At 69.4% G+C, this 21173-nt stretch carries 20 protein-coding genes and 1 riboswitch; of the genes, 11 read left to right on the top strand and 9 right to left on the bottom strand.

What is annotated here, in order from left to right:
- Nucleotides 1-192: 192 nt before the first annotated feature.
- From ACFWQC_RS03580 to ACFWQC_RS03550, 7 genes are all read left to right on the top strand, one after another.
- On the top strand, nucleotides 193-1401 hold the full coding sequence (locus ACFWQC_RS03580) for an Ig-like domain-containing protein (RefSeq protein ID WP_378673182.1): 1209 nt from the start codon (nucleotides 193-195) through the stop codon (nucleotides 1399-1401).
- 150 nt (nucleotides 1402-1551) lie between these two features.
- The gene (locus ACFWQC_RS03575; RefSeq protein ID WP_378673179.1) at nucleotides 1552-2289 is read left to right on the top strand and encodes an HAD family hydrolase; all 738 of its coding nucleotides are present in this window, start codon (nucleotides 1552-1554) and stop codon (nucleotides 2287-2289) included.
- Nucleotides 2283-3251 carry a phosphate/phosphite/phosphonate ABC transporter substrate-binding protein gene (gene phnD / locus ACFWQC_RS03570; RefSeq protein ID WP_378673176.1) on the top strand — a complete coding sequence of 323 codons (969 nt, stop codon included), beginning with the start codon at nucleotides 2283-2285 and terminating at the stop codon, nucleotides 3249-3251. The genes ACFWQC_RS03575 and phnD overlap by 7 nt, the downstream gene beginning before the upstream one ends.
- A complete protein-coding gene (gene phnC / locus ACFWQC_RS03565) occupies nucleotides 3248-4051 on the top strand; it encodes a phosphonate ABC transporter ATP-binding protein (RefSeq protein WP_378673173.1) in 804 nt (267 codons plus the stop codon). The genes phnD and phnC overlap by 4 nt, the downstream gene beginning before the upstream one ends.
- Nucleotides 4048-4872: a phosphonate ABC transporter, permease protein PhnE gene (phnE, locus tag ACFWQC_RS03560; RefSeq protein ID WP_378673171.1), complete on the top strand. Its 825-nt coding sequence runs from the start codon at nucleotides 4048-4050 to the stop codon at nucleotides 4870-4872. Before phnC ends, phnE (ACFWQC_RS03560) begins: the two co-directional genes overlap by 4 nt.
- Entirely contained in the window at nucleotides 4869-5747 is an 879-nt protein-coding gene (phnE, locus tag ACFWQC_RS03555) for a phosphonate ABC transporter, permease protein PhnE (RefSeq protein WP_378673168.1), read from the top strand. The genes phnE (ACFWQC_RS03560) and phnE (ACFWQC_RS03555) overlap by 4 nt, the downstream gene beginning before the upstream one ends.
- 76 nt (nucleotides 5748-5823) lie before the next feature.
- Complete coding sequence (locus ACFWQC_RS03550; RefSeq protein ID WP_378673165.1) at nucleotides 5824-6675, top strand: MurR/RpiR family transcriptional regulator; 852 nt, start codon at nucleotides 5824-5826, stop codon at nucleotides 6673-6675.
- Here the strand turns inward: ACFWQC_RS03550 and ACFWQC_RS03545 are convergent.
- The 5 genes from ACFWQC_RS03545 to ACFWQC_RS03525 form a co-directional block, all read right to left on the bottom strand.
- Nucleotides 6672-7022: a hypothetical protein gene (locus tag ACFWQC_RS03545; RefSeq protein ID WP_378673162.1), complete on the bottom strand. Its 351-nt coding sequence runs from the start codon at nucleotides 7020-7022 to the stop codon at nucleotides 6672-6674. The genes ACFWQC_RS03550 and ACFWQC_RS03545 overlap by 4 nt on opposite strands.
- 124 nt (nucleotides 7023-7146) lie before the next feature.
- A complete protein-coding gene (locus tag ACFWQC_RS03540) occupies nucleotides 7147-8874 on the bottom strand; it encodes a cytochrome bc complex cytochrome b subunit (protein WP_378673159.1) in 1728 nt (575 codons plus the stop codon).
- Nucleotides 8871-10034, bottom strand: a complete 1164-nt coding sequence (locus ACFWQC_RS03535) for a Rieske 2Fe-2S domain-containing protein (RefSeq protein WP_378673156.1) — start codon at nucleotides 10032-10034, stop codon at nucleotides 8871-8873. Before ACFWQC_RS03535 ends, ACFWQC_RS03540 begins: the two co-directional genes overlap by 4 nt.
- Nucleotides 10031-10912, bottom strand: a complete 882-nt coding sequence (locus ACFWQC_RS03530) for a c-type cytochrome (protein ID WP_378673154.1) — start codon at nucleotides 10910-10912, stop codon at nucleotides 10031-10033. Before ACFWQC_RS03530 ends, ACFWQC_RS03535 begins: the two co-directional genes overlap by 4 nt.
- 13 nt (nucleotides 10913-10925) lie before the next feature.
- On the bottom strand, nucleotides 10926-11591 hold the full coding sequence (locus ACFWQC_RS03525; RefSeq protein ID WP_378673151.1) for a heme-copper oxidase subunit III: 666 nt from the start codon (nucleotides 11589-11591) through the stop codon (nucleotides 10926-10928).
- Nucleotides 11592-11729: 138 nt separating this feature from the next.
- Between ACFWQC_RS03525 and ACFWQC_RS03520 the strand changes: the two genes are divergently transcribed.
- Both ACFWQC_RS03520 and trpD read left to right on the top strand, forming a co-directional pair.
- Complete coding sequence (locus ACFWQC_RS03520; RefSeq protein ID WP_141803871.1) at nucleotides 11730-12140, top strand: hypothetical protein; 411 nt, start codon at nucleotides 11730-11732, stop codon at nucleotides 12138-12140.
- Nucleotides 12137-13174 (top strand): anthranilate phosphoribosyltransferase, encoded by a 1038-nt coding sequence (gene trpD, locus ACFWQC_RS03515; RefSeq protein WP_378673148.1) that lies wholly within the window; start codon nucleotides 12137-12139, stop codon nucleotides 13172-13174. Before ACFWQC_RS03520 ends, trpD begins: the two co-directional genes overlap by 4 nt.
- A gap of 155 nt (nucleotides 13175-13329) precedes the next feature.
- On the opposite strand, the gene ACFWQC_RS03510 is transcribed toward trpD, so the two are convergent.
- Together ACFWQC_RS03510 and ACFWQC_RS03505 are read right to left on the bottom strand one after the other, a co-directional pair.
- The gene (locus tag ACFWQC_RS03510; protein ID WP_141803873.1) at nucleotides 13330-13608 is read right to left on the bottom strand and encodes an Lrp/AsnC ligand binding domain-containing protein; all 279 of its coding nucleotides are present in this window, start codon (nucleotides 13606-13608) and stop codon (nucleotides 13330-13332) included.
- Between the two features lie 23 nt (nucleotides 13609-13631).
- The gene (locus tag ACFWQC_RS03505; protein WP_378673760.1) at nucleotides 13632-15350 is read right to left on the bottom strand and encodes a DEDD exonuclease domain-containing protein; all 1719 of its coding nucleotides are present in this window, start codon (nucleotides 15348-15350) and stop codon (nucleotides 13632-13634) included.
- 85 nt (nucleotides 15351-15435) lie between these two features.
- Here ACFWQC_RS03505 and ACFWQC_RS03500 point away from each other — a divergent pair, with 85 nt between their 5' ends.
- Nucleotides 15436-17334: a hypothetical protein gene (locus ACFWQC_RS03500; RefSeq protein ID WP_378673145.1), complete on the top strand. Its 1899-nt coding sequence runs from the start codon at nucleotides 15436-15438 to the stop codon at nucleotides 17332-17334.
- Here ACFWQC_RS03500 and ACFWQC_RS03495 read toward each other — a convergent pair.
- On the bottom strand, nucleotides 17315-19246 hold the full coding sequence (locus ACFWQC_RS03495) for an amino acid permease (protein WP_378673142.1): 1932 nt from the start codon (nucleotides 19244-19246) through the stop codon (nucleotides 17315-17317). The genes ACFWQC_RS03500 and ACFWQC_RS03495 overlap by 20 nt on opposite strands.
- Before the next feature lie 82 nt (nucleotides 19247-19328).
- Nucleotides 19329-20591, bottom strand: coding sequence for an NYN domain-containing protein (locus ACFWQC_RS03490; protein WP_378673140.1), 1263 nt, complete (start codon nucleotides 20589-20591; stop codon nucleotides 19329-19331).
- 122 nt (nucleotides 20592-20713) lie between these two features.
- On the opposite strand from ACFWQC_RS03490, the gene ACFWQC_RS03485 reads away from it, so the two are divergent.
- A complete protein-coding gene (locus ACFWQC_RS03485; protein ID WP_378673137.1) occupies nucleotides 20714-20893 on the top strand; it encodes a hypothetical protein in 180 nt (59 codons plus the stop codon).
- Between the two features lie 96 nt (nucleotides 20894-20989).
- A riboswitch (cyclic di-AMP (ydaO/yuaA leader) is annotated at nucleotides 20990-21168 on the top strand.
- The last annotated feature ends 5 nt before the right edge of the window (nucleotides 21169-21173 follow it).

The raw sequence follows: 21173 nt of genomic DNA, 5'->3' as shown, positions 1-21173 counted from the left end.
GCTGCATCTTCGATTACTACAGCGGCGTTTACACCAACGGAGAAATATGATGGTGCGCGGGCCCCGACCCATTTGGGTTCGGCCCCCGCTCACCTTCTTGGGAAGCTCTTGGTGATGCCCGGTAGGGTTATCGCGCCCACGTCCCGGTTCAGGGCGTCGGGGTAAATGAATCAGGTCTGGAGCAGTCTCACCGTGTCAACGCAGTCACCGTTTCGCCGCCCGTCCGTGTTCGCCCGCCGCCGGGTGCTGTTGACCACTGCAGCGGCGGCCCTCGCGCCGGTGCTCGCCGCGTGCGGGGCGGACCCGGCCTCGAAGGAGCCCAAGAAGCCCGCCGAGCCGACGGTGCAGATCACGCCCAACATCGAGAACAACGCCACCGGCGTCGCGGTCGACAAGGTCGTCAAGGTCGATGTGGCCAAGGGGCGTCTCGACGAGGTCATGCTGACCGGCGCCAAGGGCACCAAGGTGCGGGGCACGATCACCGAGGACGGGCTGAGCTGGAGCGCGGGTGAGGTGCTCGAGCCGACCGCCTCCTACACCCTCGCGGTCACCGCGACCGGCGATGACGGTCTGGAGCAGACGAGCGAGATCAAGTTCTCCACCGAGGATCTCGGCCTGGACCGCCAGACCTACCCATCGATCGCGCCGCTCGACGGCGAGACGGTCGGCGTCGGGATGCCGATCATCGTGACGTACGACCTGCCGGTGAAGAACAAGGCCGCCTTCGAGAAGAAGATGATCGTCGAGTCGACCCCCAAGCAGGAGGGGTCGTGGTACTGGGTGAGCGACAAGGAAGTGCACTACCGCCCGCGCACCTACTGGCAGGCCAACTCCACGATCAACGTGAAGCTCAACATCAATTCGGTCCCCGCCGGTGGCGGCATCTTCGGCCAGAAGGACCGCGAGATCACGTTCAAGACCGGTGACGCCCACATCTACCGGGCCAACGCGCAGACCCACCAGATGGAAGTCTTCAAGAACGGGCAGAAGATCAGGACCATCCCGATCACGACCGGTAAGGAAGGGTTCATCACCCGCAGCGGCGTGAAGGTGATCATCGAGAAGTTCAAGCGCAAGACCATGAACTCCGAGACCATCGGGATCAACCAGGGCGACCGGGAGTACTACAACATGGAGGGCGTGAAGTGGGCCATGCGGCTGACGTTCTCCGGTGAGTTCATCCACGGCGCTCCGTGGTCGGTCGCGCAGCAGGGCAATGCCAACGTCTCCCACGGCTGCACCGGGATGAGCGACGAGAACGCCAAGTTCCTCTACGACATGACCCGCCGCGGTGACGTCGTCGAGACTGTCGGCACCAACCGCCAGATGACCTTCAGCAACGGCTGGGGCGACTGGAACACCTCCTACGGCGAATACCAGGCGGGGTCTGCACTCGCCTGAGTCGATATTGTGCATTGCAGCAATTAGCGTGCGACATCATGCGGTTGATGCTTGCGTCCGTCAGCGCCTTTACTTACTTTCCACCTAACACGTAATCGCGTTGCGCAGGGCTGACCCCGACGGCCCGCGCCGCCCTGGAAGGTGGACTCGTTGCCTCGGCCTGTGCTGCTGCTCGACCTGGACGGCACGGTGTGTCTCGGAGACACACCGGCACTTCTCTACGCCACCCGGGTGGCGGACCTCACCGACGCCCCTGAGGCGCTCCTGGAGACCGCAGCGGCCTTTCTCGGGCAGAGACTGCCCGAGACTGCCCCGAAGACGCTGACAGGCGCTCAGGACGGCTATGAGGCGGTCAAGATCCTGGGCCTGGCGGCCGGGGTCTCCGAGGAGCAGCTCAGCGCTGCGTACGTTGCGAGTCGGGCGGCGATCAGCGAGCAACCTGGTGACATCCGCACGCCCGAGGGGCTCATCGACCTGCTCGACGGGATCGACGCGCACCGGGTGATCCTGACCAACTCGCCCGGTGGCAGCGGACTCGACGCGATCCTGGAGCACCTAGGCGTACGCGACGTGGTCGACGAGGTGTGCACCGACGCGCTCAAGCCGACCCGGATGAAGGGGCACCTGGACGCCTTCCTCGACCGCGTCGGCGCCGCCGACACGCCGGAGTGGTTGATGTCGGTCGGCGACATCTGGCGCAATGACCTTGCCCCCGCCGTCGAGCGTGGTTGTGTTGCTGCATACGTTGACGCCTTCGACCGCCGGCAGGGACCGGCCCATGTTCGTGCAGGATCGTTCGTGGAGCTGTACCCCGCAGTCTCGGACTGGTCGAGTGACCCGTCATCCTTCATAGCAGCTCACCCCCTCAAGGAGTCTGTCCGATGTTGAGAACCCCAAGGTTGCTGGCGGTCGGTGCCGCCGCATCGCTCGCCTTCTCGCTCGCCGCCTGCGGTGGGGAGGAGAGCACCGCGCCCGCGGAGGACCCCGAGGAGATCGTGCTGTCGCTGGTTCCCTCCGGCGACGTCGACTCGATCACCCAGAGCGCGAAGGGCCTGGAGTCGTTCCTCAGCGACGAGATCGGGATCCCCGTACGCGCCGAGGTGACCGAGAGCTATGCCGCCGCGATCGTGGCGATGAAGGCCGACCAGGCGCAGGTCGCGATGCTGGGTCCGATCGGCATGGTCCAGGCCGAGGACCAGGCCGGTGCGGTGCCGGTCCTGCAGTCGGTGCGCTTCGGCTCGGGGACCTATCACACCCAGTGGTTCACCAACGACCCCGAGACCTACTGCGCCGACGAGGTCAAGGTGGTCGAGGGCTTCAAGTACTGCAACGGCACCGACGCCGCCAAGACCGGTCCCGCCGGGGAGGAGGCGCTCGCCAAGATCAAGCCCGGCACCTCGATCGCTTTCGTCGACCAGGGCTCCGCCTCGGGCTACTACTACCCGGCCACCCAGTGGGGACAGGTCACCGGTGGCGACGCCCTGGTCGACCTCGACGCGCAGTTCGCAGGTGACCACGACGCCGCGGTCCTGGCCGTCGCGCGCGGTGACTACCCGATCGGGGTGAGCTTCGACGACGCCCGCGAGGAGGTCGCGGCCGACGAGCCGAAGGTCGCCTCCGAGGTCGTGGTCTTCGCCTACTCCACCGAGATCCCCAACGACGGCATCGTCGTCGCCGCCGGCCTCTCCAAGGAACTGCGTACGAAGGTGACCAACGCGTTCACTGCGATGGCGAAGGACCCCAAGGGGCTCAAGACGCTGAAGGCGGTCTACGAGATCGAGGGTCTGGAGAAGGTCGACACGGCCGCGCTGAAGAAGGCGAAGTCCGTGGAGGAGAACTTCGGCGAATGAGCGGCTCGGATCCCAGGGATGCGACCGGTGGTGGGCACAGCATCGTCTTCGACGACGTCTCGGTGGTCTACCCGAACGGCACCCGCGCCCTGGACAAGGTCTCCCTGACCATCCCGGCGGGGGAGTTCGTCGTGGTCGTCGGGCTCTCCGGTGCCGGCAAGTCGACGCTCGTCCGCACGATCAACGGCCTGGTGCCGGTCACCTCGGGATCGCTGTCGGTCGGCGGGACCGAGGTGGCCACGGTGCGCGGGCGCCGGCTGCGGCGGCTGCGCGCCGAGATCGGGATGATCTTCCAGGGGTTCAACCTGGTGACCCGCCGCTCGGTGATGGGCAACGTGCTCACCGGGCGGCTGCACGCCCAGTCGTGGGTGCGGTCGGCCCTCGGGCTGCACACCAAGGCCGACAAGGAGATCGCCTTCGAGGCGCTGGAGCGCGTCGGGATCGTCGAGAAGGCATGGGTACGCGCCTCCCAGCTCTCCGGCGGGCAGCAGCAGCGGGTCGCGATCGCCCGCGCGCTGGCGCAGCAGCCGTCGGTGGTGCTCGCCGACGAGCCGGTCGCCTCCCTGGACCCGCCGACGGCCAACCTGGTGATGCGCGACCTGCAACGGATCAACCGCGATCTCGGTATCACCACTGTGGTCAACCTGCACTTCCTCGATCTCGCCCGGCGCTACGCCGACCGGATCATCGGCATGCGCGCGGGTGAGGTGGTCTTCGACGGTCCTGCGGCCGAGGCCGACGACGCCGTCTTCGAGAGGATCTACGGGCGCTCGCTGACCGCCGAGGACGTCTTGGCATGAGTCAGGTGACCCTCGACCGCCCGGACCGCCCGCCGAACCCGGTGCGTCGGGCGCAGCCACCGCCGAGCCCGCTGCTCATCGGGGGCATCCTCGGCGCTGTCGCCGTCACCGTGGTGGCGGGTTGGGCGATCGACTTCTCGCTCGCGCCGGTCATCGACCAGTGGCCGATGCTGACGATGATCCTCGAGGAGGTCGTGCACCCCGAGTGGGCGGAGATCACCGACCCGTCCTCGCGGCTGTGGACTGCGCTGAAGGAGACCGCGGCCATCGCGATCATCGCGACCTTCGTGGGCTCGCTGATCGCCCTCGGTGTCGCTCTGCTGGGCTCCAAGGTGAGCGCACCTCCCGCGTTCTACCGGGTCACCAAGCCGGTGATGTCGGTGATCCGGTCGCTGCCCGACATGGCCTACGCGCTGGTCTTCGTCGCCGTCGTCACCGGTCCGCTTCCGGGGATCCTGGCGCTGACCGTCTTCAACATCGGCATCGTCGCCAAGCTGACCGCGGAGAGCATCGACGCAGTCGATCCCGGCCCGCTGGAGGCGCTCGACGCCGCCGGAGCGACCAGCTGGCAGCGGGCCCGCGTCGCGATCGTTCCCGCTGTGCTGCCCAACTATGCCTCGTACGTCCTCTATGTCTTCGAGCTCAACATCCGCGCCTCCGTGGTGCTGGGGGCGGTCGGGGCCGGCGGGATCGGGCAGCTGATCATGCTCTACTTCAACCGGGCCGACTATGCCCGGCTGGCGGCAGTCGTGGTCGTCATCTTCGCGGTGGTGATCGCGATCGACCTGCTCTCCCAGTTCCTGCGCCGGAGGCTGGTATGACCTCGGCGACAGCGACGACGCGGCCGAAGCCACCCCCGAAGTGGCCCTACACCGCGGTCGGCCTCACGCTGATCGGCATCGTGCTGGTGGCCGGCTGGTCGCTGGACGATGCCAAGTGGGAGCGACTGCCGCAGTTCCCCGGGGAGATCCTGCAGTACGCCGCCCAGATGCTCGACGGCGTGCTCACCTGGCCGGGGGCGCATCCCGAGGGCCAGGCCGACCCGGAGCTCACCTACGGGGACTGGTGGCTGCAGTCGCTGAAGCTGATGGGGGAGTCGGTGGCGCTGGCCTGGATCGGCACCTGCGTCGGGGCGCTGTTCTCGTTCCCGCTGGCCTTCCTGGCCGCGTCCACCACCGCGCCGCTCTTCGTGCGCGTTCCGGTGCGCCTCTTCTTCAACGCCATCCGCGCGGTGCCGGAGATCCTGCTCGCGGTGATCGTGATGCTGCCGCTCTTCGGGCTCAACCCGATGGCCGGAGCGATGGCGATCGGCATCCATTCGATCGGCTCGCTCGGCAAGCTGACGCTGGAGAACATCGAGTCTGTCGACCCACGTCCCGTCGAGGCAGTCACGGCGGCCGGTGCGACGTGGTGGCAGCGGATCCGCACGGCGGTGATCCCGCAGATGATGCCGGAGACCGTGGCGTTCTGGCTCTACCGCTTCGAGGTGAACATCAGGGCAAGCGCGATCCTCGGCGTCGTGAGCGCTGGTGGAATTGGTGCGTTGCTAAACCGTGTCCTTCGGGGCCGTGAGTGGGAGTGGGGTGGAATCATGCTAGCTGTGATCATCATCGTGACGATCCTCGTCGACCAGCTGTCAGCAGCGCTGCGTCACCGGATCCTGCACGGCGCCGAAGCCACTGCGGTGGCGGCATGAGCGAGCGCCAGCGAGCGACCATCAAGGTCAGGCCCACACGTCCGTATTCTGTGCCTTCTGCGACGGAGGTGTGGGCATGACGAGTGCGCCGGTCCTTCCCGCCATCCGAGCCGCGATGCCGCGGCTCAACCCTTCCGAGCGTGCGGTCGCCGAGGTCGTGCTGACCCGTTCGGAGTGGGCCATCGAGGCGACCACCGCCGAGATCGCCGCCGAGGCCTCCGTCTCGACCGCGACCGTGGTCAGAGCCGCGCAGAGACTCGGGTTCCGCGGCTTCCCGCACCTCAAGGTGCTGCTGGCACGCGACCTCGGGACGGCCAAGACCGAGACCACCGAGGGAGGCAGCCCGCTGACAGTGGTGCGCTCCTTCTTCGCCGACATCGCCGACTCCGCCTCCGACATGGTCGGGCTCCTCTCCGAGGAGCAGGTCACCCGGGCCGTGGAGCTCCTCGCCGAGGCCCGCTTGATCCTGGTCGCCGGGACGGGCGTCTCCTCGCCGGTCGCCCAGGACATCGCGATGAGACTGGGCTCCCAGGGGCTGAGCACGGTCGCGCCCAACGACCACCTCGACCAGCTCATCCGGGCCCGTCTGCTCCAGCCGGGCGACGTCTGCGTCGTCGTCAGCGGCACCGGTGCCACCGCGCCCACCATCCAGATCGCCCAGGCGGCCGTCGCCGGGGGAGCGGCCGTCATCGCGCTCACCTCCTTCACCGGCACCCAGCTGACCAAGCTCGCCGAGGTCGAGCTGGTCACCCCGCAGGGCGGTCGCGCCGGGTTCCGCCAGGAGCTCGACTCGATCATCCGGATCCCGCAGCTCATCCTCGGCAACGCGCTCGTCGCCGCCGTGGCGGCCCGCGACCCCGAGGCCGCGGCCAACGTACGCGCCCGGGTGCTCGAGGTCGTCGGCGGCGAGCTCGACCCGCAGGGCTAGAGATACTTCGCGAGCAGCTCCGCCTCGGCGCGGAGCTGCTCCGCCTTCTCGCCCGCGCCGTGGGCCTCCAGGTCCGTCGCGGCGGCCCGTCGCTCGGTCTGTTCGGCGGAGATGATGCCTCGGACGTCGTCATCGGTGAGGTCGCGCCTGGCGGCCTCGGTGGCACCGACGCCGCTGGCGGCCCCGGCGATCGGTCCGTCGCCCGAGAGGGCCGTCTCCGCCACCGGCAGCGCCTCGGCGTTGGCGATGGCGGACAGGGTCGAGCGCAGCGCGGCTGTCGCCGTGGTGTCGCGGGCCTTGCGGGCGGAGAGGAGGTCGGCTCGGAGGCGAGCCTGGAGGCCAGTCATGTGCTGGACCCTAGGGTCCGCGTCCCGCCGTGGACAACCGGGTTTCGGCCGCTGGAATGCCCAGAAACGCACGAGGCGCCGTCCCCCGGAGGGGACGGCGCCACGTGGCGTACGAACGTCAGCTTCAGCGGCTGAGGGGCTCCTCGATCGCCGAGTGACGGTGATCGTCGAAGTCGTGACCGTCGACCTGGTGACCCTCGTGGGCGGCCAGCTCGTGGGCCACGTGCTCGGCGTGGTGGTGCGCCTCGCTGAGCTCCTCGGAGGTCGGCTTGTCCACGTCGTGGTCGTAGTAGAAGGCCCGGAGCTTCGCGCGGAGCGTCGGCTTACCGTTCTTCTTCAGCTCCGGCTCCTCGCCTGCCCGGCCGCGGTCGCGGACGGTCATGGCGTAGGCCTCGTCCACGGGAAGCGGGAGGTGCTTCTCGTGGTAGGCGCCCTCCGGCGTACGGATGACCGTGCCGGTCTCGTAGCCGTGCAGCAGCTTCTCGTTGTCGTGACGCTGCAGCGAGATGCACCAACGACGCGTGATGATGAACGCCGCGATCGGACCCAGGAACACGAACGCCCGCAGGAAGTAGGTGATCTGGTTGATCGAGAGGTCGAACTTGATCGCGATGATGTCGTTGCCGCCCGCGGCCCAGAAGCCCGCGTAGAACGTCATCAGGGCGACGAACGTGGCGGTGCGGGTCGGAGCGTTGCGCGGGCGCTGGAGCAGGTGGTGCTCGCGCTTGTCGCCGGTGATCCAGGCCTCGATGAACGGGAGCATCAGCACGACCATCCAGGCCGCCATCGGCAGCACGATGACCGGGAAGAAGATGTTCCACGACCAGGTCGATCCCCAGAAGTGCGACTCCCAGCCCGGCATGATCCGCAGCGCGCCGTCGGGCCAGCCCATGTACCAGTCAGGCTGCGAGCCGGCGGTGACCTTGGTCGGGTCGTAGGGGCCGAACTTCCACACCGGGTTGAGCGAGAAGAAGGCGCCGAGCAGGGCGGTCACACCGAAGGTGATGAAGAAGAAGCCGGTCATCTTGGAGATGTAGTTCGGCACCATCGGGTAGCCGACGACGTTCTTCTCGGTGCGTCCGGGTCCAGGCCACTGGGTGTGCTTGTGGTAGATCAGCAGGATCAGGTGGGCACCGATCAGCGCCAGCAGCAGCGCCGGGATCAGCAGCACGTGGATCGTGAACAGGCGTGGAATGATGTCGTCGCCTGGGAACTCGCCTCCGAACAGGAAGAACGAGATGTACGTCCCCACGATGGGGATCGCCATCATGAACCCGTCCGCGGCCCGGACGCCGGTGCCGGAGAGCAGGTCGTCGGGGAGCGAGTAGCCGGTGAAGCCCTCGAGCGTGCCGAGGAGCAGCAGCGTCGCGCCGATGACCCAGTTGATCTCACGCGGCTTGCGGTGCGCGCCGGTGAAGAACACGCGCATCATGTGGATCATCATCGAGGCGATGAACAGCATCGCCGCCCAGTGGTGGACCTGGCGCAGCAGCAGGCCGCCGCGTACGTCGAAGGAGATGCGCAACGTCGAGGCCATCGCCTCGGACATGTCGATCCCGCGCAGCGGCGCATACGACCCCTGGTAGGTGATCTCAGCCATCGAGGGCGTGAACCACAGGGTCAGGAAGACGCCGGTGACCAGCAGGACCACGAAGCTCCACAGAGCGATCTCACCCAACATGAACGACCAGTGGTCGGGGAAGATCTTGCGGGAGAGGAACTTGCTCAGGCCACCGATGCCGAGGCGCTCGTCGGCCCAGTTCGCGGCCGCGCCCGCCTTGGTCGGCTTGCCCGCCGGGGCAGCGGCTTCGGTGCCGTTGCTGGCGGCAACCTTGGACGTGTCGGTGCTCACTGTCCGCCCTCCTTGTAGCCGAACTGCTCAGCATCGGCGGCATAGTCCTTGGACCAGTCGTCGAAGATCTCGTCGATGTCGTAGGTGTTGCGTTCCCAGAAGCTGACGCCCACAGGCTCAGGGTAGTCCGAGAGGGCAACGAGGAAGCCGTCCGCGTCGACGCCCAGGGGCAGCTGCGGGAGGTGGCGGCCGGCCGGGCCGAAGATGACCTTGCCGTGGTCGGCGAGGTCGAAGGTCGACTGGTGGCACGGGCACAGCAGGTGGTGCGTGGTGCGCTCGTTCAGCGAGATCGGGCAGCCGACGTGGGTGCAGATCTTGGAGTAGGCCACGATGCCGTCGACCGACCAGTTGCGGGTCACGTCGTTGTCGATGTCGTTGGGGTCCATCCGCAGCAGGATGGTGGCCGCCTTCGACTTGGCGATCTGCAGCGGCGCGCCGTGCAGGCTGCCGTCGAAGATCGTCGCGGGCTCGGCGTTGACCAGGTCACCGATCTCCAGGTCGCCCGGACGGATCGGGGTGCCGACCACGTCGCGTACGACGCGCACGCCGGCATCCCAGACGGTGTGCTCGAGACCGGCGCCGGGGTAGGGCTGCGCCTCGGTGATCTGGGCGTTGGTCTCGCCCAGGTCCCTGAGCATCACGATCGCGGGCAGGCCGAGCAGGGCGGCCGAGCCGATCATCGCGTTGCGGATGAACGGTCGGCGAGCCATCCCGGACTCGTGCAGCGCCGCCTTGAGGTCGGCGATGGCGGCCTCGCGGGTCGCCGGGGAGGACGCCGCGGGGTGGCGCTCCTCGGAGACCTCGATGTCGATGACGAGCTTGCGGGCCCACTGGATGACGCCGATGCCGAGGAAGAGGAGCGCGAAACCGAGGCTCGCACCCAGGGCCAGGTTGGAGGCGCCGAAGCCCAACCACACGTCACCGTCGTAGCCAGGCTCGATGGCGAAGTACGCAACGACGAACAGCACCGAGCAGATCGCGGAGAGACCGAAGAAGGCGCTCACCTGGCGCTCGGCGCGCTTCTCCGCCTTGGGGTCGACGTCGGTGGGACGCCAGTGATGCTCGTGCATACCCGGGTCGGGCAGCAGCGCGTCGGTGTGCGCGTTGAGCTCGGGGTGCGAGTCGTCGTGCTTCTCGATCTCGCTGAGGTCGCTGCTCACTTGGCAGATCCCTTCTTGGTCTGGTTGGTGCGCGTGGTGTGCGCGGCGATCCAGACGGCGAATGCCACCAGGACGCCGAGCCCGACGACCCAGGCGACGATGCCCTCGGTCACCGGACCGAGCGCACCGTTGTTGAAGCCGCCGTAGTCGGGCTGTTCCTTCATCGACTCGACGTAGGCGATGACCGCCTTCTTCTCCTCGGGGCTGATGTTGCCGTCGGAGAAGGTGTCCATGGACTGCGGACCGGTCAGCATCGCCTGATAGATGTGCTTCGGGTCGGTGTTGAGGATGCTCGGAGCCTCGCCGCCGCGCGGCATCGCGCCGCCGGCGCCGGTGAAGTTGTGGCAGGCGGTGCAGTTGGTCAGGAAGATCTGGCCACCCAGGGCGACCGCGGCCTCCCTCTCTTCCTCGGACTCGAAGGTGTCCGGGTCGTACTGCTCCGGTTCAGGGACGGCCGGACCGGGGCCGAGGCTGGCGACGTACGCGGCCAAGGCGTCGATCTCGTCCTGGTTGAAGCTGGGGTCCTTGACCTCGACCTGGGCGCCGGGCTGGGCCATCGGCATCCGGCCGGTGCCGACCTGGAAGTCGACGGAGGCGGCACCGACACCGATCAGGGAGGGGCCGTAGAGCTTCCCGTTCTGGGTGGTGATGCCCTCACCGTTGGAGCCGTGGCAGGTGGAGCAGTTGATCATGAAGAGCTCTTTGCCCTCGGCGACGAGAGCAGCGTTGTCCTTCTCCTGCTCGGCCTGGGACGCCGGGGCAAGCGCGGTGTACGCGCCGCCGGTGCTCAACAGGGCGACCAGGAGCACGGCGGCACCGGCCAACGGGCGGCGACGGTGCCGCGACAGTCGACCGACGGAGCGGTTCAGTAGACGCACATTCAGTCCTTGGTCACTTGAGGAGGTAGATGGTCGCGAACAGGCCGATCCACACCACGTCGACGAAGTGCCAGTAGTAGGACACGACGATCGCGGAGACGGCCTGCTCGTGGGTGAAGCGCTTGGCGACGTACGTCCGGCCGAGCACGAACAGGAAGGCGATCAGGCCGCCGGTGACGTGCAGGCCGTGGAAGCCCGTCGTCAGGTAGAAGACCGAGCCGTAGGGGTCATCGGGACCGGTGATGCCGCGGTTGAGGGCGATGCCCTCCTGCACCAGGGCTGCGTACTCGGTCGCCTGGCCGGCGATGAAGACGGCGCCCATCAGGTAGGTGAGGATGAACCACTCACGCAGGCCCCACAGGCGGATCGCGAGCAGGGAGCCCTTACGTCCGACCTGGCCGCGCTCGGCGGCGAAGACGCCGAACTGGCAGGTGAACGACGACAGCACGAGGATGGTCGTGTTGACCGCCGCGAACGGGATGTTGAGCCCGTCGGTGTTGGCTTGCCACACCTCGGGGCTGACCGCGCGGATCGTGAAGTAGGCCGCGAACAGCGCCGCGAAGAACATCAGCTCGCTTGCGAGCCAGATGATCGTCCCCACGCTGACCATGCTCGGACGGTCGTGATGCCCGTGCAGGCGGGCTGTTGGAAGAGTCGATACTGTCGCCACGCCCGCCATTATGTCCTGCCCCTTTCCCAGAGTCTTCTTGGGACCCTGTGTGTCGTGTTTCAGGGAGCTGCTACACCTCTAGACACCGCTCAGGTTCTGTGTGTGACATGTGGCCTCAGGGCCTGGTGTTGGCGCTAGCATCGGGGTGTGACCGACACCACCTCGAATTCACTGAAGATCCTCGTCTACAGCGACGACGTCGACGTACGCAAGCAGGTGATCCTCGCTCTGGGGCGCCGCCCGCACCCCTCCCTCCCGGAGGTGGAGTACGTCGAGGTGGCCACCGAACCGGCCGTGCGTGCGCAGCTCGATGCCGGTGGCCTGGCCCTGGCCGTGCTCGACGGCGAGGCCGCTCCGGCCGGCGGGCTGGGGATCGCCAAGGCGGTCAAGGACGAGGTGAAGGACGCTCCGCCGATCGTGGTCCTCATCGGTCGTCCTCAGGACGCGTGGCTCGGCACCTGGTCGCGTGCGGAAGCCACCGTGCCGCACCCGCTCGACCCGTTCGAGCTGGCCCGGACGGTCGTGGGACTGCTGCGGCCCGTTAACGTTGGCGCATGACGTCCGCGCCCGACTCCTGGCCCGAGGTCCTCACCACACTGGTCGCGAGACAGTCTCTGTCCGCGCACCAGGCGGCGTGGGCGATGGGGGAGATCCTCTCCGGAGAGGCGACGACCGCGCAGATCGCGGCCTTCGCGGTGGCGCTGCGTGCCAAGGGTGAGTCGGTCGACGAGCTCGCCGGGGTCGCCGACGGGATGCTGGCCAAGGCCAACCCGATCTTCGTGCCCGGGCGCGTTCTCGACATCGTCGGCACCGGCGGAGACCGGTCCTTCTCGGTCAACATCTCCACGATGTCGGCGATCGTCGCGGCCGGCGCCGGGGCCAAGATCGTCAAGCACGGCAACCGGTCCGCCTCCTCCAAGTCGGGATCTGCCGACGTGCTCGAGGCGCTCGGCATCCGCCTCGACCTCGACGTCTCCCGGGTCGGCGAGGTCGCCGAGGAGGCCGGGATCACCTTCCTGTTCGCCGCGGCGTTCCACCCCGCGATGCGCCACGCCGCCGCCGCGCGGCGTGAGATCGGCATCGCCACAGTCTTCAACCTGCTCGGTCCGCTGACCAACCCGGCCCGCCCCGCGTCCTCCGCGATCGGCTGCGCGGATCCTGCCGCCGCCCCGGTGATGGCCGGTGTCTTCGCCCGCCGTGGCGTCGACGCCTGGGTCTTCCGCGGTGACGACGGTCTCGACGAGCTCACCACCACCACGACCTCGCGCGTGTGGATGGTCTCGCAGGGTGTCGTGACCGAGGCGAGCGTCGAGCCCCTCGACCACGGCATCGGCCGGGCCACCGCCGAGGACCTGCGCGGCGACGACGCCGCCTACAACGCCGCGGTCGTCCGCCGTCTGCTCGCCGGGGAGAAGGGCGCCGTACGCGACGCCGTCGTGCTCAACGCCGGTGCTGCTCTCGCCGTCCACGACGCCGGGTCCGGCAGCGTCGACGAGCGGCTCTCCGGCGGGATCGCCCGTGCTGCTGACGCGATCGACTCGGGGGCTGCTCAAGCTGTGCTCGACCGGTGGGTCGCTGCTACTTCGCGTTGAGGAACGTCGGCCGAGGCGTCAGGTAGGTCGGCCGAGGCGTCACTTGCGTCGGTCGAGTGGGCATCGCGGTGACGCTTCGGGCGACCGGAGTGACGCTTCGGGCGGATGTAGATGATCTCGAGCCGAGGCGGCTGCACACGACGGGCTTGCGCCCGTTAGTCGAGCCCGATTGAGAAGGCGGCTTCCAGGTCTACCTGGGAGTAGGTGCGGAAGGCGATGTGGGTCTCGGTCTCGAGCACGCCGGGGACCTTGTTGACCTTGTCGGCGACGACGTTGGCCACGTCCTCGTGCGCACGGACGCGCACCAGGGCGATCAGGTCGATCTGGCCGGTGACGGAGTAGACCTCGCTGACGCCGTCGATGGCGGCGACGGCCTCGGCCACCTCGGGGATCTGGGAGACCTCGGCATTGATGAAGACGATCGCTGTGATCACGCAGGTCACGTTAGCGGATCGTCCTAGAGCGCCGCTGCCCGCCGGCCCGCACCGCCGATCGGACAGGTCCACTCGCCCTCGACGTGGGCGAGGCGTACGCCTGGGGACTCCAGCCAGCGCAGCACCAGCTCGGTCTCCTCGGCGCTCGCGGCCGGGACAGGGCCGGGGGCGGCCAGGACCGTCTCGGCGCTGAGCTGGAGGTCGGCGACGTAGGCGTGGGCGTTGGCATCGCGCGGGATCACCCCGGCCCCGGCGAGGCGCCCGTGACGGATCACGTGGACCGCCCAGCGACCGTCATCCTCACGGCGGATCGCGGTGAGGTCGGGCAGTCGGGTCAGGCCGGTGAGTCGTTGGGTGCGCGCGGCCCCGCGCAGGTAGGACGTCAGCCGGTCGCGGTGGACGGCCGCCTCCTCGAACCGCTCCTGCTCGGCCAGGCCGGTGAGCCGCTCGGTGACTGTCTCGACCACCTCGTCGGGCCGGTGGAGGATCGACTCGCGGACGCGGGACACCAGAGCCGCGTAGGTCTCGGAGGGGACGCTCTGGTCGCACGGGCTCAGGCAGCGGTGGAGCTCGGCGAGGACGCACGGGGTCCGGCGCGGCAGCAGCGGGAGCCGGTCGGAGCACTGCCGGATCGGGAAGGTGTCGTGCAGCGCCTGGAGCGCCTTCTCGGCGACCTTCTTGGAGCCGAACGGGCCGAGATAGTGGGCGTCGTCGTCGAGGACCTGCTTGACCAGCGACAGCCGGGGCCATGGCTCCTGGGTGAGCTTGACGAAGTGCATCTTCTCCGGGCGTCGCGAGCGGCGGTTGTAGGGCGGCTTGTGCTCGGCGATGAGCCGCAGCTCGCGCACCCCCGCCTCCAGCGCCGTCGCGCACTCGATGCCCTGCACGGTCGTTGCCAGCCCGACCATCTCGCCCATCCGTGAGCGGGTCTCGGAGGCGGTGAAGTAGGTGCGTACGCGGGTGCGGAGGTCCTTGGAGGTGCCGATGTAGAGCGCCCGGCCCTTGTCGTCCTTGAACAGGTAGACGCCGGGGGCGTGCGGCAGGTCCTCGGCCAGATGGCGCTTCTTGCGCTGGGCGGTGGTGACCTTGGCCGAGAAGACGGCCAGATCCTCCAGCGTCTGCACGCCGATGTTGCCGAGGCGCTCCATCATCCCGTGGAGGACGTCGACCGTCGCGCGGGCGTCGGAGAGGGCGCGGTGGTTGGGGGTCGTGGGGGAGCCGAAGACCCGGGCGAGCGAGCCGAGCTTGTGGTTGGGCGCCTCGTCGCGGGTGACCACCCTGCGGGCGATCTTCACCGTGTCGAGCACCTCGAAACGCGGCCAGGGGCGTTCCTGCTTCGCGGCGAAGTGCTTGAGGAAGCCCACGTCGAAGGGGGCGTTGTGGGCGACCAGCACACAGCCCTCCGCGAACTCGAGGAACGCCGGGAGCACCGACTCGATGGTGGGGGAGGAGGCGACCATCGAGTTGGTGATCCCGGTCAGCACGGCGATCGAGGGCGGGATGCCGGTGTGCGGGTTGACGAGGGTCTGGAACTCGCCCAGCACCTCGCCGCCGCGCACCTTCACCGCGCCGATCTCGGTGATCATGCCGCCGTTGTCGGGGCTGTTGCCGGTGGTCTCGAGGTCGACCACGCAGAAGGTCAGGTCGCGCAGCGGCCGGCCGAGCTCGTCGAAGCCCCGCTGGGCCTCCCAGCCTCCGGTGGCCTGCTCACGCTGACGACGGGCGACGGCCCGAGCGTGCATCTCCTTGCGCGCCTCCCGCACCGCCGCACTACTACCCATGCGAACACATTAGCGAGTGCCGCCGACACTTCTTCGCCACTAGGGTGTGGCGCACCTGACAGGGGAGGTGTGGGTCATCGCTGCGAGAAACGGCGGCAACGAAGGGACCGCGGGCGGGAACGAGGACCGTCCGTGGGCGCGCTGGTTCGCTCGCTCGGGCTCGTTGCAGGTCGAGCCGGCCGAGGCCGGCGAGCAGGCCAGGACGCTGCTGAGCGAGGACGGACAGACCGCGGCGCTGCGGTTCAACGAGCGCGTGCTCGACACGCTGACCGGCGATCTGGCCGGCCTGGTCGAGTACGTCACCGTGCTCGACGGCGCCAAGGCCGACGAGGTCCTCAACACCCAGAAGCTGATCGACCACGCCTTCGCCCGGGTCTCGGCCCAAGGTGTCGACCGGTTCGTCGCCTGGCTCGCGGAGCTGCGTACGCAGGGCCATCCGGCGATCGCGGTCCAGGCGCTGCACGCCTATGGCCGGCTCGCGGACGGTGACCTGGCCGCGGTGGCGACATCGCTGGAGTCCGCCGCTGACCGGGTGATCCTGATCGCGGCCACCGCGCTGCACCGCCCGCCCGAGGACGCGGCCCGGCTCGCGATCGAGACCGAGCACGACGCCTCCATCGCCTACGCCGTCATCCACGACGTACTCCGTCAGCGGACCGTCCCCGACATCGCCCGGTTCCTCCGGGCGCTGCACCTGCTCGGGGCGCCGGACCTGGTCAACGACACGGTGAAGCAGTTCGCAGCCCCTGCCAGCGGTCGCTCGAACCTCGACAAGGCCCTGCTCTACGTCGCGCTGTACGCCAGCCCGAGGCTGAGTGAGATCGCCCTGGACCTGCTCTGGCGCACCCTCGGTGCGATCGGAGACCTCGGCAGGGCGCCGGGTCCCGCGCAGCAGCAGGATCTCGTCGCGGCGTTCTGGGAGCTGTGCCCGGGCGGCCGCGTGCTCGAGGACTGGTTCAAGCTGCGTCTCGACGGCAGCGAGAACGCCGAGGAGGCGCGCGAGCACGTGGTGCTGCTGCTGCGGGGCAGCCGGGGACCCGGCCGCGACAGCCTCCTGGCCGCGATGGCCGGCGACGCTACGCCGATGAACCTCAAGCGCATCTGCGAGACCCTCATGGAGGAGGGCGACGAGGCTCAGGCGGCGATGCTCGTCCGCGCGCTCGCCCACAGCGGCCACATCGAGCGGCTCGGCGACTTCCTCGACCGGTGGTCGTGGTCGCAGCCGTCCCCCGACACCACCCGGAAGCTTCTCCACTGGGTGCTCACCCCGGAGGGCGCGGACCGCGAGCCGATGGCATCCGCTGTGGTGGAGGGCATCGCCGGCTATCTCGCCGACGGCCATGGCAAGGCGCTGGGCGAGGATCTTCGTCGCCACGCCGCGACCCTGGTCCGGCTCCGCCCCGCCGAGGAGATCGTGGGTCTGCTGGGGCACGTACCCTCCCGGGTCGGCAGGCGGGGCCGGTCGGCCGTCGCCGCCGACGTCGGCTGGCGGCTGGCCGAGGATCTGCTCGTCTACCCGGTGCCGACCGAGGAGACGTACGTCGCCTGGTACGCCGAGTGCCTCGCCGCCCTCGAGTCCGCCGGGTTCACCGACGCGGTGCGTACGTCCTGGCACCACCTCGCCGACGAGGCCATCAACCGCCGTGGTGCCGGGCCGACGATCGCCGAGACCGCCCACCAGCTCCAGCGTTCGGAGCTCGCCGGCACGGCCGACCGGCTGCTGATCCGCTACCTCGACCAGGCGCAGAGCGTCACGCCCACCGACATCGTCGGCATCACCACACGCCTGCGCCTGCACCGCTATCCGGAGGCGAGCCGCGCCGGGGTCCTGCGCCGCTCCGTGGGGCGCTGGCAGGACCGGGCCCGCGTCGACGCCGTGGTGGAGGCCCTGGTCGCCGCCGGCCAGGAGGAGGAGGCCGAGTGGGTCAGGGCCGGGTCGTCGTGAGCCGGGTCTGCCTGAGGTAGCGACGTCCCGCGCCGACGAGGAGGACGAACGCGCCCGAGGCGACGATCATCACCAGGGCGCGCAGGCTCCACACGCTCCACACGGAGTCGTCGTCGATCCGGTGGCGGACGGCGCTCAGCAGCGTCAGCGCGACCAGGTACAGCGCCAGCACGACGAACGGGCGGTTCGCCGGGTCGCGCGAGACCAGGCGCGCGCCGTGGTTCTTCGCGTCGTACCAGCCCAGGCCGGGCACCCGGAGATGATGGAGCCAGGGGAGCACGAGCAGGACGAGCGATCCCCAGCCGATCACCGCCACGCCCTTCCACACCCGGTCCCACGCGGACTCGTTGACGACCAGCGCGATGGCGACGAAGGCCGCGTACGCCGCGAACGGGAGGAGTCGGTGAGCACCCGTCCCGAGCAGGTCGGAGCGCACGGCCAGGACGACGCAGGTGACCGCGTACAGGATCAGGATCGGGATCGTGTTGAGCACGGCCATGGTCTGCCAGTCGCCGCCCACCGCGACCAGGACGACCAGCGCGAGCACCAGGTTCACGAGCAGGATCAGCCAGAACGAGTCGCTGGCACGGCCGGGGAGCCGCGACGCCCTCGGCTCGTGCAGGCCGCTGGGGACGTACCTCTCCGCGCTCAGCGCGTAGACCTCGCGGCTGAGGGCGTAGGTGAACACGATGCCGGACCCGATCGGGGCCAGGATCGCGGCGATCCGGACCAGCACGACCAGCCAGTCGAGCGGCGCTCCGGACAGCGTGGCCGCGTCGGTCAGGCGCGCGTACGAGGTGCCGTGCTCGGCCCCGGACCCGGCCATGTGCTCGGCGTAGACCAGCTGGAGGGCGGAGTAGAGCAGGAACGAGCCGACGACCGTGCCGTAGACCGCCCAGCGCACCCGCCTGGCCACCTCGCGACGGCCGCCACGGACCTCGCCGGTCACGTCCAGGGGCGCCTGGAAGCCGATGTAGGCGTAGATCACGCCGCTGGTGATCAGTGCGCTCAGCACGCCGGTCGAGGTGGGTCCGGCGGCCGGTCCCGGGCCGGTGAGGGGAGCGGGGACGGCGAGCGCCAGGCACACCACGAAGACCACCGGGATGGCGATCTTGAGCAGCGTCAGGGCCGCGTTCGTGCGGAGGACGAGCCGCCGGGGCAGCAGGACGAAGGCGATGATCGCGGCGGTCACCAGCACCGCCAGGGTCGATCCGATCCCGGTGAGCCCGCCGTCACCGGCCAGGGCGGGGACGATCTCGGCCAGCCCGTTGACAGCCGCTGCCGCCTGGGCGGCCGGGTTGATGGCGTACGAGATCCACAGCGACGCCGCGAGGATGATCACCACCAGCGGCCCGAAGGCGTCGTGCGGATGGAACAGCAGCCCCCCGGTGCGCTGGGAGATGAGCCCGAACTCGACCATCACGACCGCGATCGTGAGCATGAGTACGCCGCCCGCGGCCCAGCCGAGGAGCGCGGCCTCGCCCAGGCTCTCGTGGAGCGTGGGGACGGCCAGGAGCCAGCCCGATCCGATGACGCCGCCCGCGGCGAGGCCGACGACCTCGACGAGGCTCAGCTTGTCGGCCTGATCGGCGGGTCGCTCGTCCCTCTCGTCCTTCGCGGGCTCATTCGACGGCTCATTCGACGGCTCATCAGGGGCCACGGACGTGACGGGCGGGACGCGCTCAGCCGGCTGCGGAGCGGGCGCCACGGGCACCTGCGCCCGCCGCATCGCCTCGAAGGCGATCGCGGTCATCAGGCCCCCGACGGCCGCGACCCAGAAGCTCGACTCGTGCAGCAGTTCGCGGAATCCGGGCGACTTGAGGGCATTGAGCTGGACGCTGCCGTAGATGGACATCACGAATCCCGCGGCGCACAGGATCATCCTGGCGATCGCGCTGAGGGTGTGCCGCACGCGCTGGTCTCCCACTCCCGATGATTCGAACGTCGGGAGAACCTATCGAATCAGGCCGGTGTGGCGCAGGAAGCCTGCTGGATCAACCGAGCAGGGGCGAGAGCGAGGAGAGCGGGACGGTGCGGGCGCCTGCGCGGCGTACGTCCTTGACGACCTCGGCGTCGTCGGTGGCCACCAGGATGACGCGGCCCGCGGGCTCGGCGTCGACGAGGTCTCGGATGACGTCGTCGGCGATGACGCCCTCGGGGGAGAAGAGGACCTTGACGCCGCGCGGAGGCACCGCGGTGGGGCGTACGGATGCGGAGTGGGCGTCGAAGACGACGGTCGTCTCCGCGCCGGTGCGGGCGGCGATCGGCGCGATCGCCCGCAGCAGCCGCAGCCGCTGGGCATCGAGCGCCGAGTCGGGCCACAGCGCCTTGGAGACGTTGTAGCCGTCCACGATGAGCCGGACCCGCGGCATCGCCAGGAACTGCTCGAGGTGGGCGCTGCTGGTGACCCCGGCACCGGCGGCGGCGTCCGCGGAGGCCAGCTCGGCCTCCACCCGCTCGCCCGGGGTGCCGGTGACCGGCGGCAGCGCCAGCTCGCGACGCAGGCCACCGGCCGCGTCGAGCAGCGTGTCGAGCAGGAACCGGGCACGCAGCGAGGCGTCCTCGCGGTCCATCTTGGACGTACGCCGCTCGGCAGCGGCCTCGCGCTCCAGCTTGTCGATCTGGCTGCGGAGCTGACGCAGCTGGCGGTCACGTGCCGCGAGCTCGTCCTCGGCGCGGGCGAGCGCCGTGCGGGCCTCGGTCAGAGCATCGTCGAGCCCCGTGCCGGCCTCGCGGGCGGCTGCCCGGGCCTCGCCGAGCTTGCGTCGCAGGGCGGTGTTGTCGGCCTTGAGGTCGTCGAGGCGGGCCTTGCGGTCGGCACGCACCTCGCGAAGCTCGCCCTCGGCCGCGGCGAGCTTGCCGCGCAGCCGGGCCACCTCGGCGTCGACCACCGGCACCGCGGCCGCCTCCAGCCGGTCCAGGGCCTCCTTGAGGGAGACCTCCCAGCCGTCGGGGCGGATGAGCCAGGCGACCGCGGCCGCCTCGGTCGGATCCTCGGGGAGGACCACGTCGGAGGAGCCCTCGGAGACGTACGCCGGTCGCAGCTGGCTGCCGACCTTCTCCCGGACCTCGTCGTCGCTCTCGAGCACCGAGGCGATCATCGCGCCGCCGGCCTTGGCCCGCCGGGCGGGCGCGAAGTCCGCGATCCGCTTGAGCGCGGGCGGCAGGCGCGCCACGTCGGGAAGCACCCCGGCCGTGAGCGCGACGATGCGCCCCCGGACCGTGTCGGGGAGCGTCGCGTACGCGGAGACCTCCATGTTCCAAGTGTAGGGACCCGGTCCGCGATCGCCGCCTCGAATACCGTGCTGCGATGGTGGTGACACGCCGGACGCAACCGGACGAAAGCAAAAATGTCGGTGCTCGGTGAGACCGTCACAACATGACGACGAGAATCGACTGTGACACCTGCCTCGTGCGGGGACTGGCGTGCCACGACTGCGTGGTCACCGTGCTTCTGGGGCCGCCGCCGGAGCTGATCGAGGACGACGAGCGCCGGGTGCTCGACGTGCTGGCCGATGGTGGACTGGTCCCGCCGCTGCGCATGGTGGAGGGCATGTAGCCAAACTTTTGGGCGTGGGTGGTTGGCAGGTGGGGGATGCCGTCGGCTAGTGTGCGCAGGAACTTGGCGCTCGTGGGAGTGGGTCAACCGGCCCACGCGAGTGTCGCGCTTAGTCCAGGCCCGCTTCGGGGCGGGCCAGGAGCCGGGGAACCACAACGATCATCTGGGGTGTATCCGCCGCAAGAGCGATCTGGGAGACCAGATCGAGGAGCGGTGGTAGGGCAGGTCGTGCCTGAACCCGTCAGCTCACCCGGTAGGCGTCAACGACTACACAAGGAGA

This window comes from Nocardioides sp. NPDC058538, from assembly GCF_042719275.1.
In the GTDB taxonomy this organism is placed as follows: Bacteria; Actinomycetota; Actinomycetes; order Propionibacteriales; family Nocardioidaceae; genus Nocardioides.
Note: the sequence above shows the minus strand (reverse complement) of the source record. Positions and strands in the feature narration are given on the sequence as shown.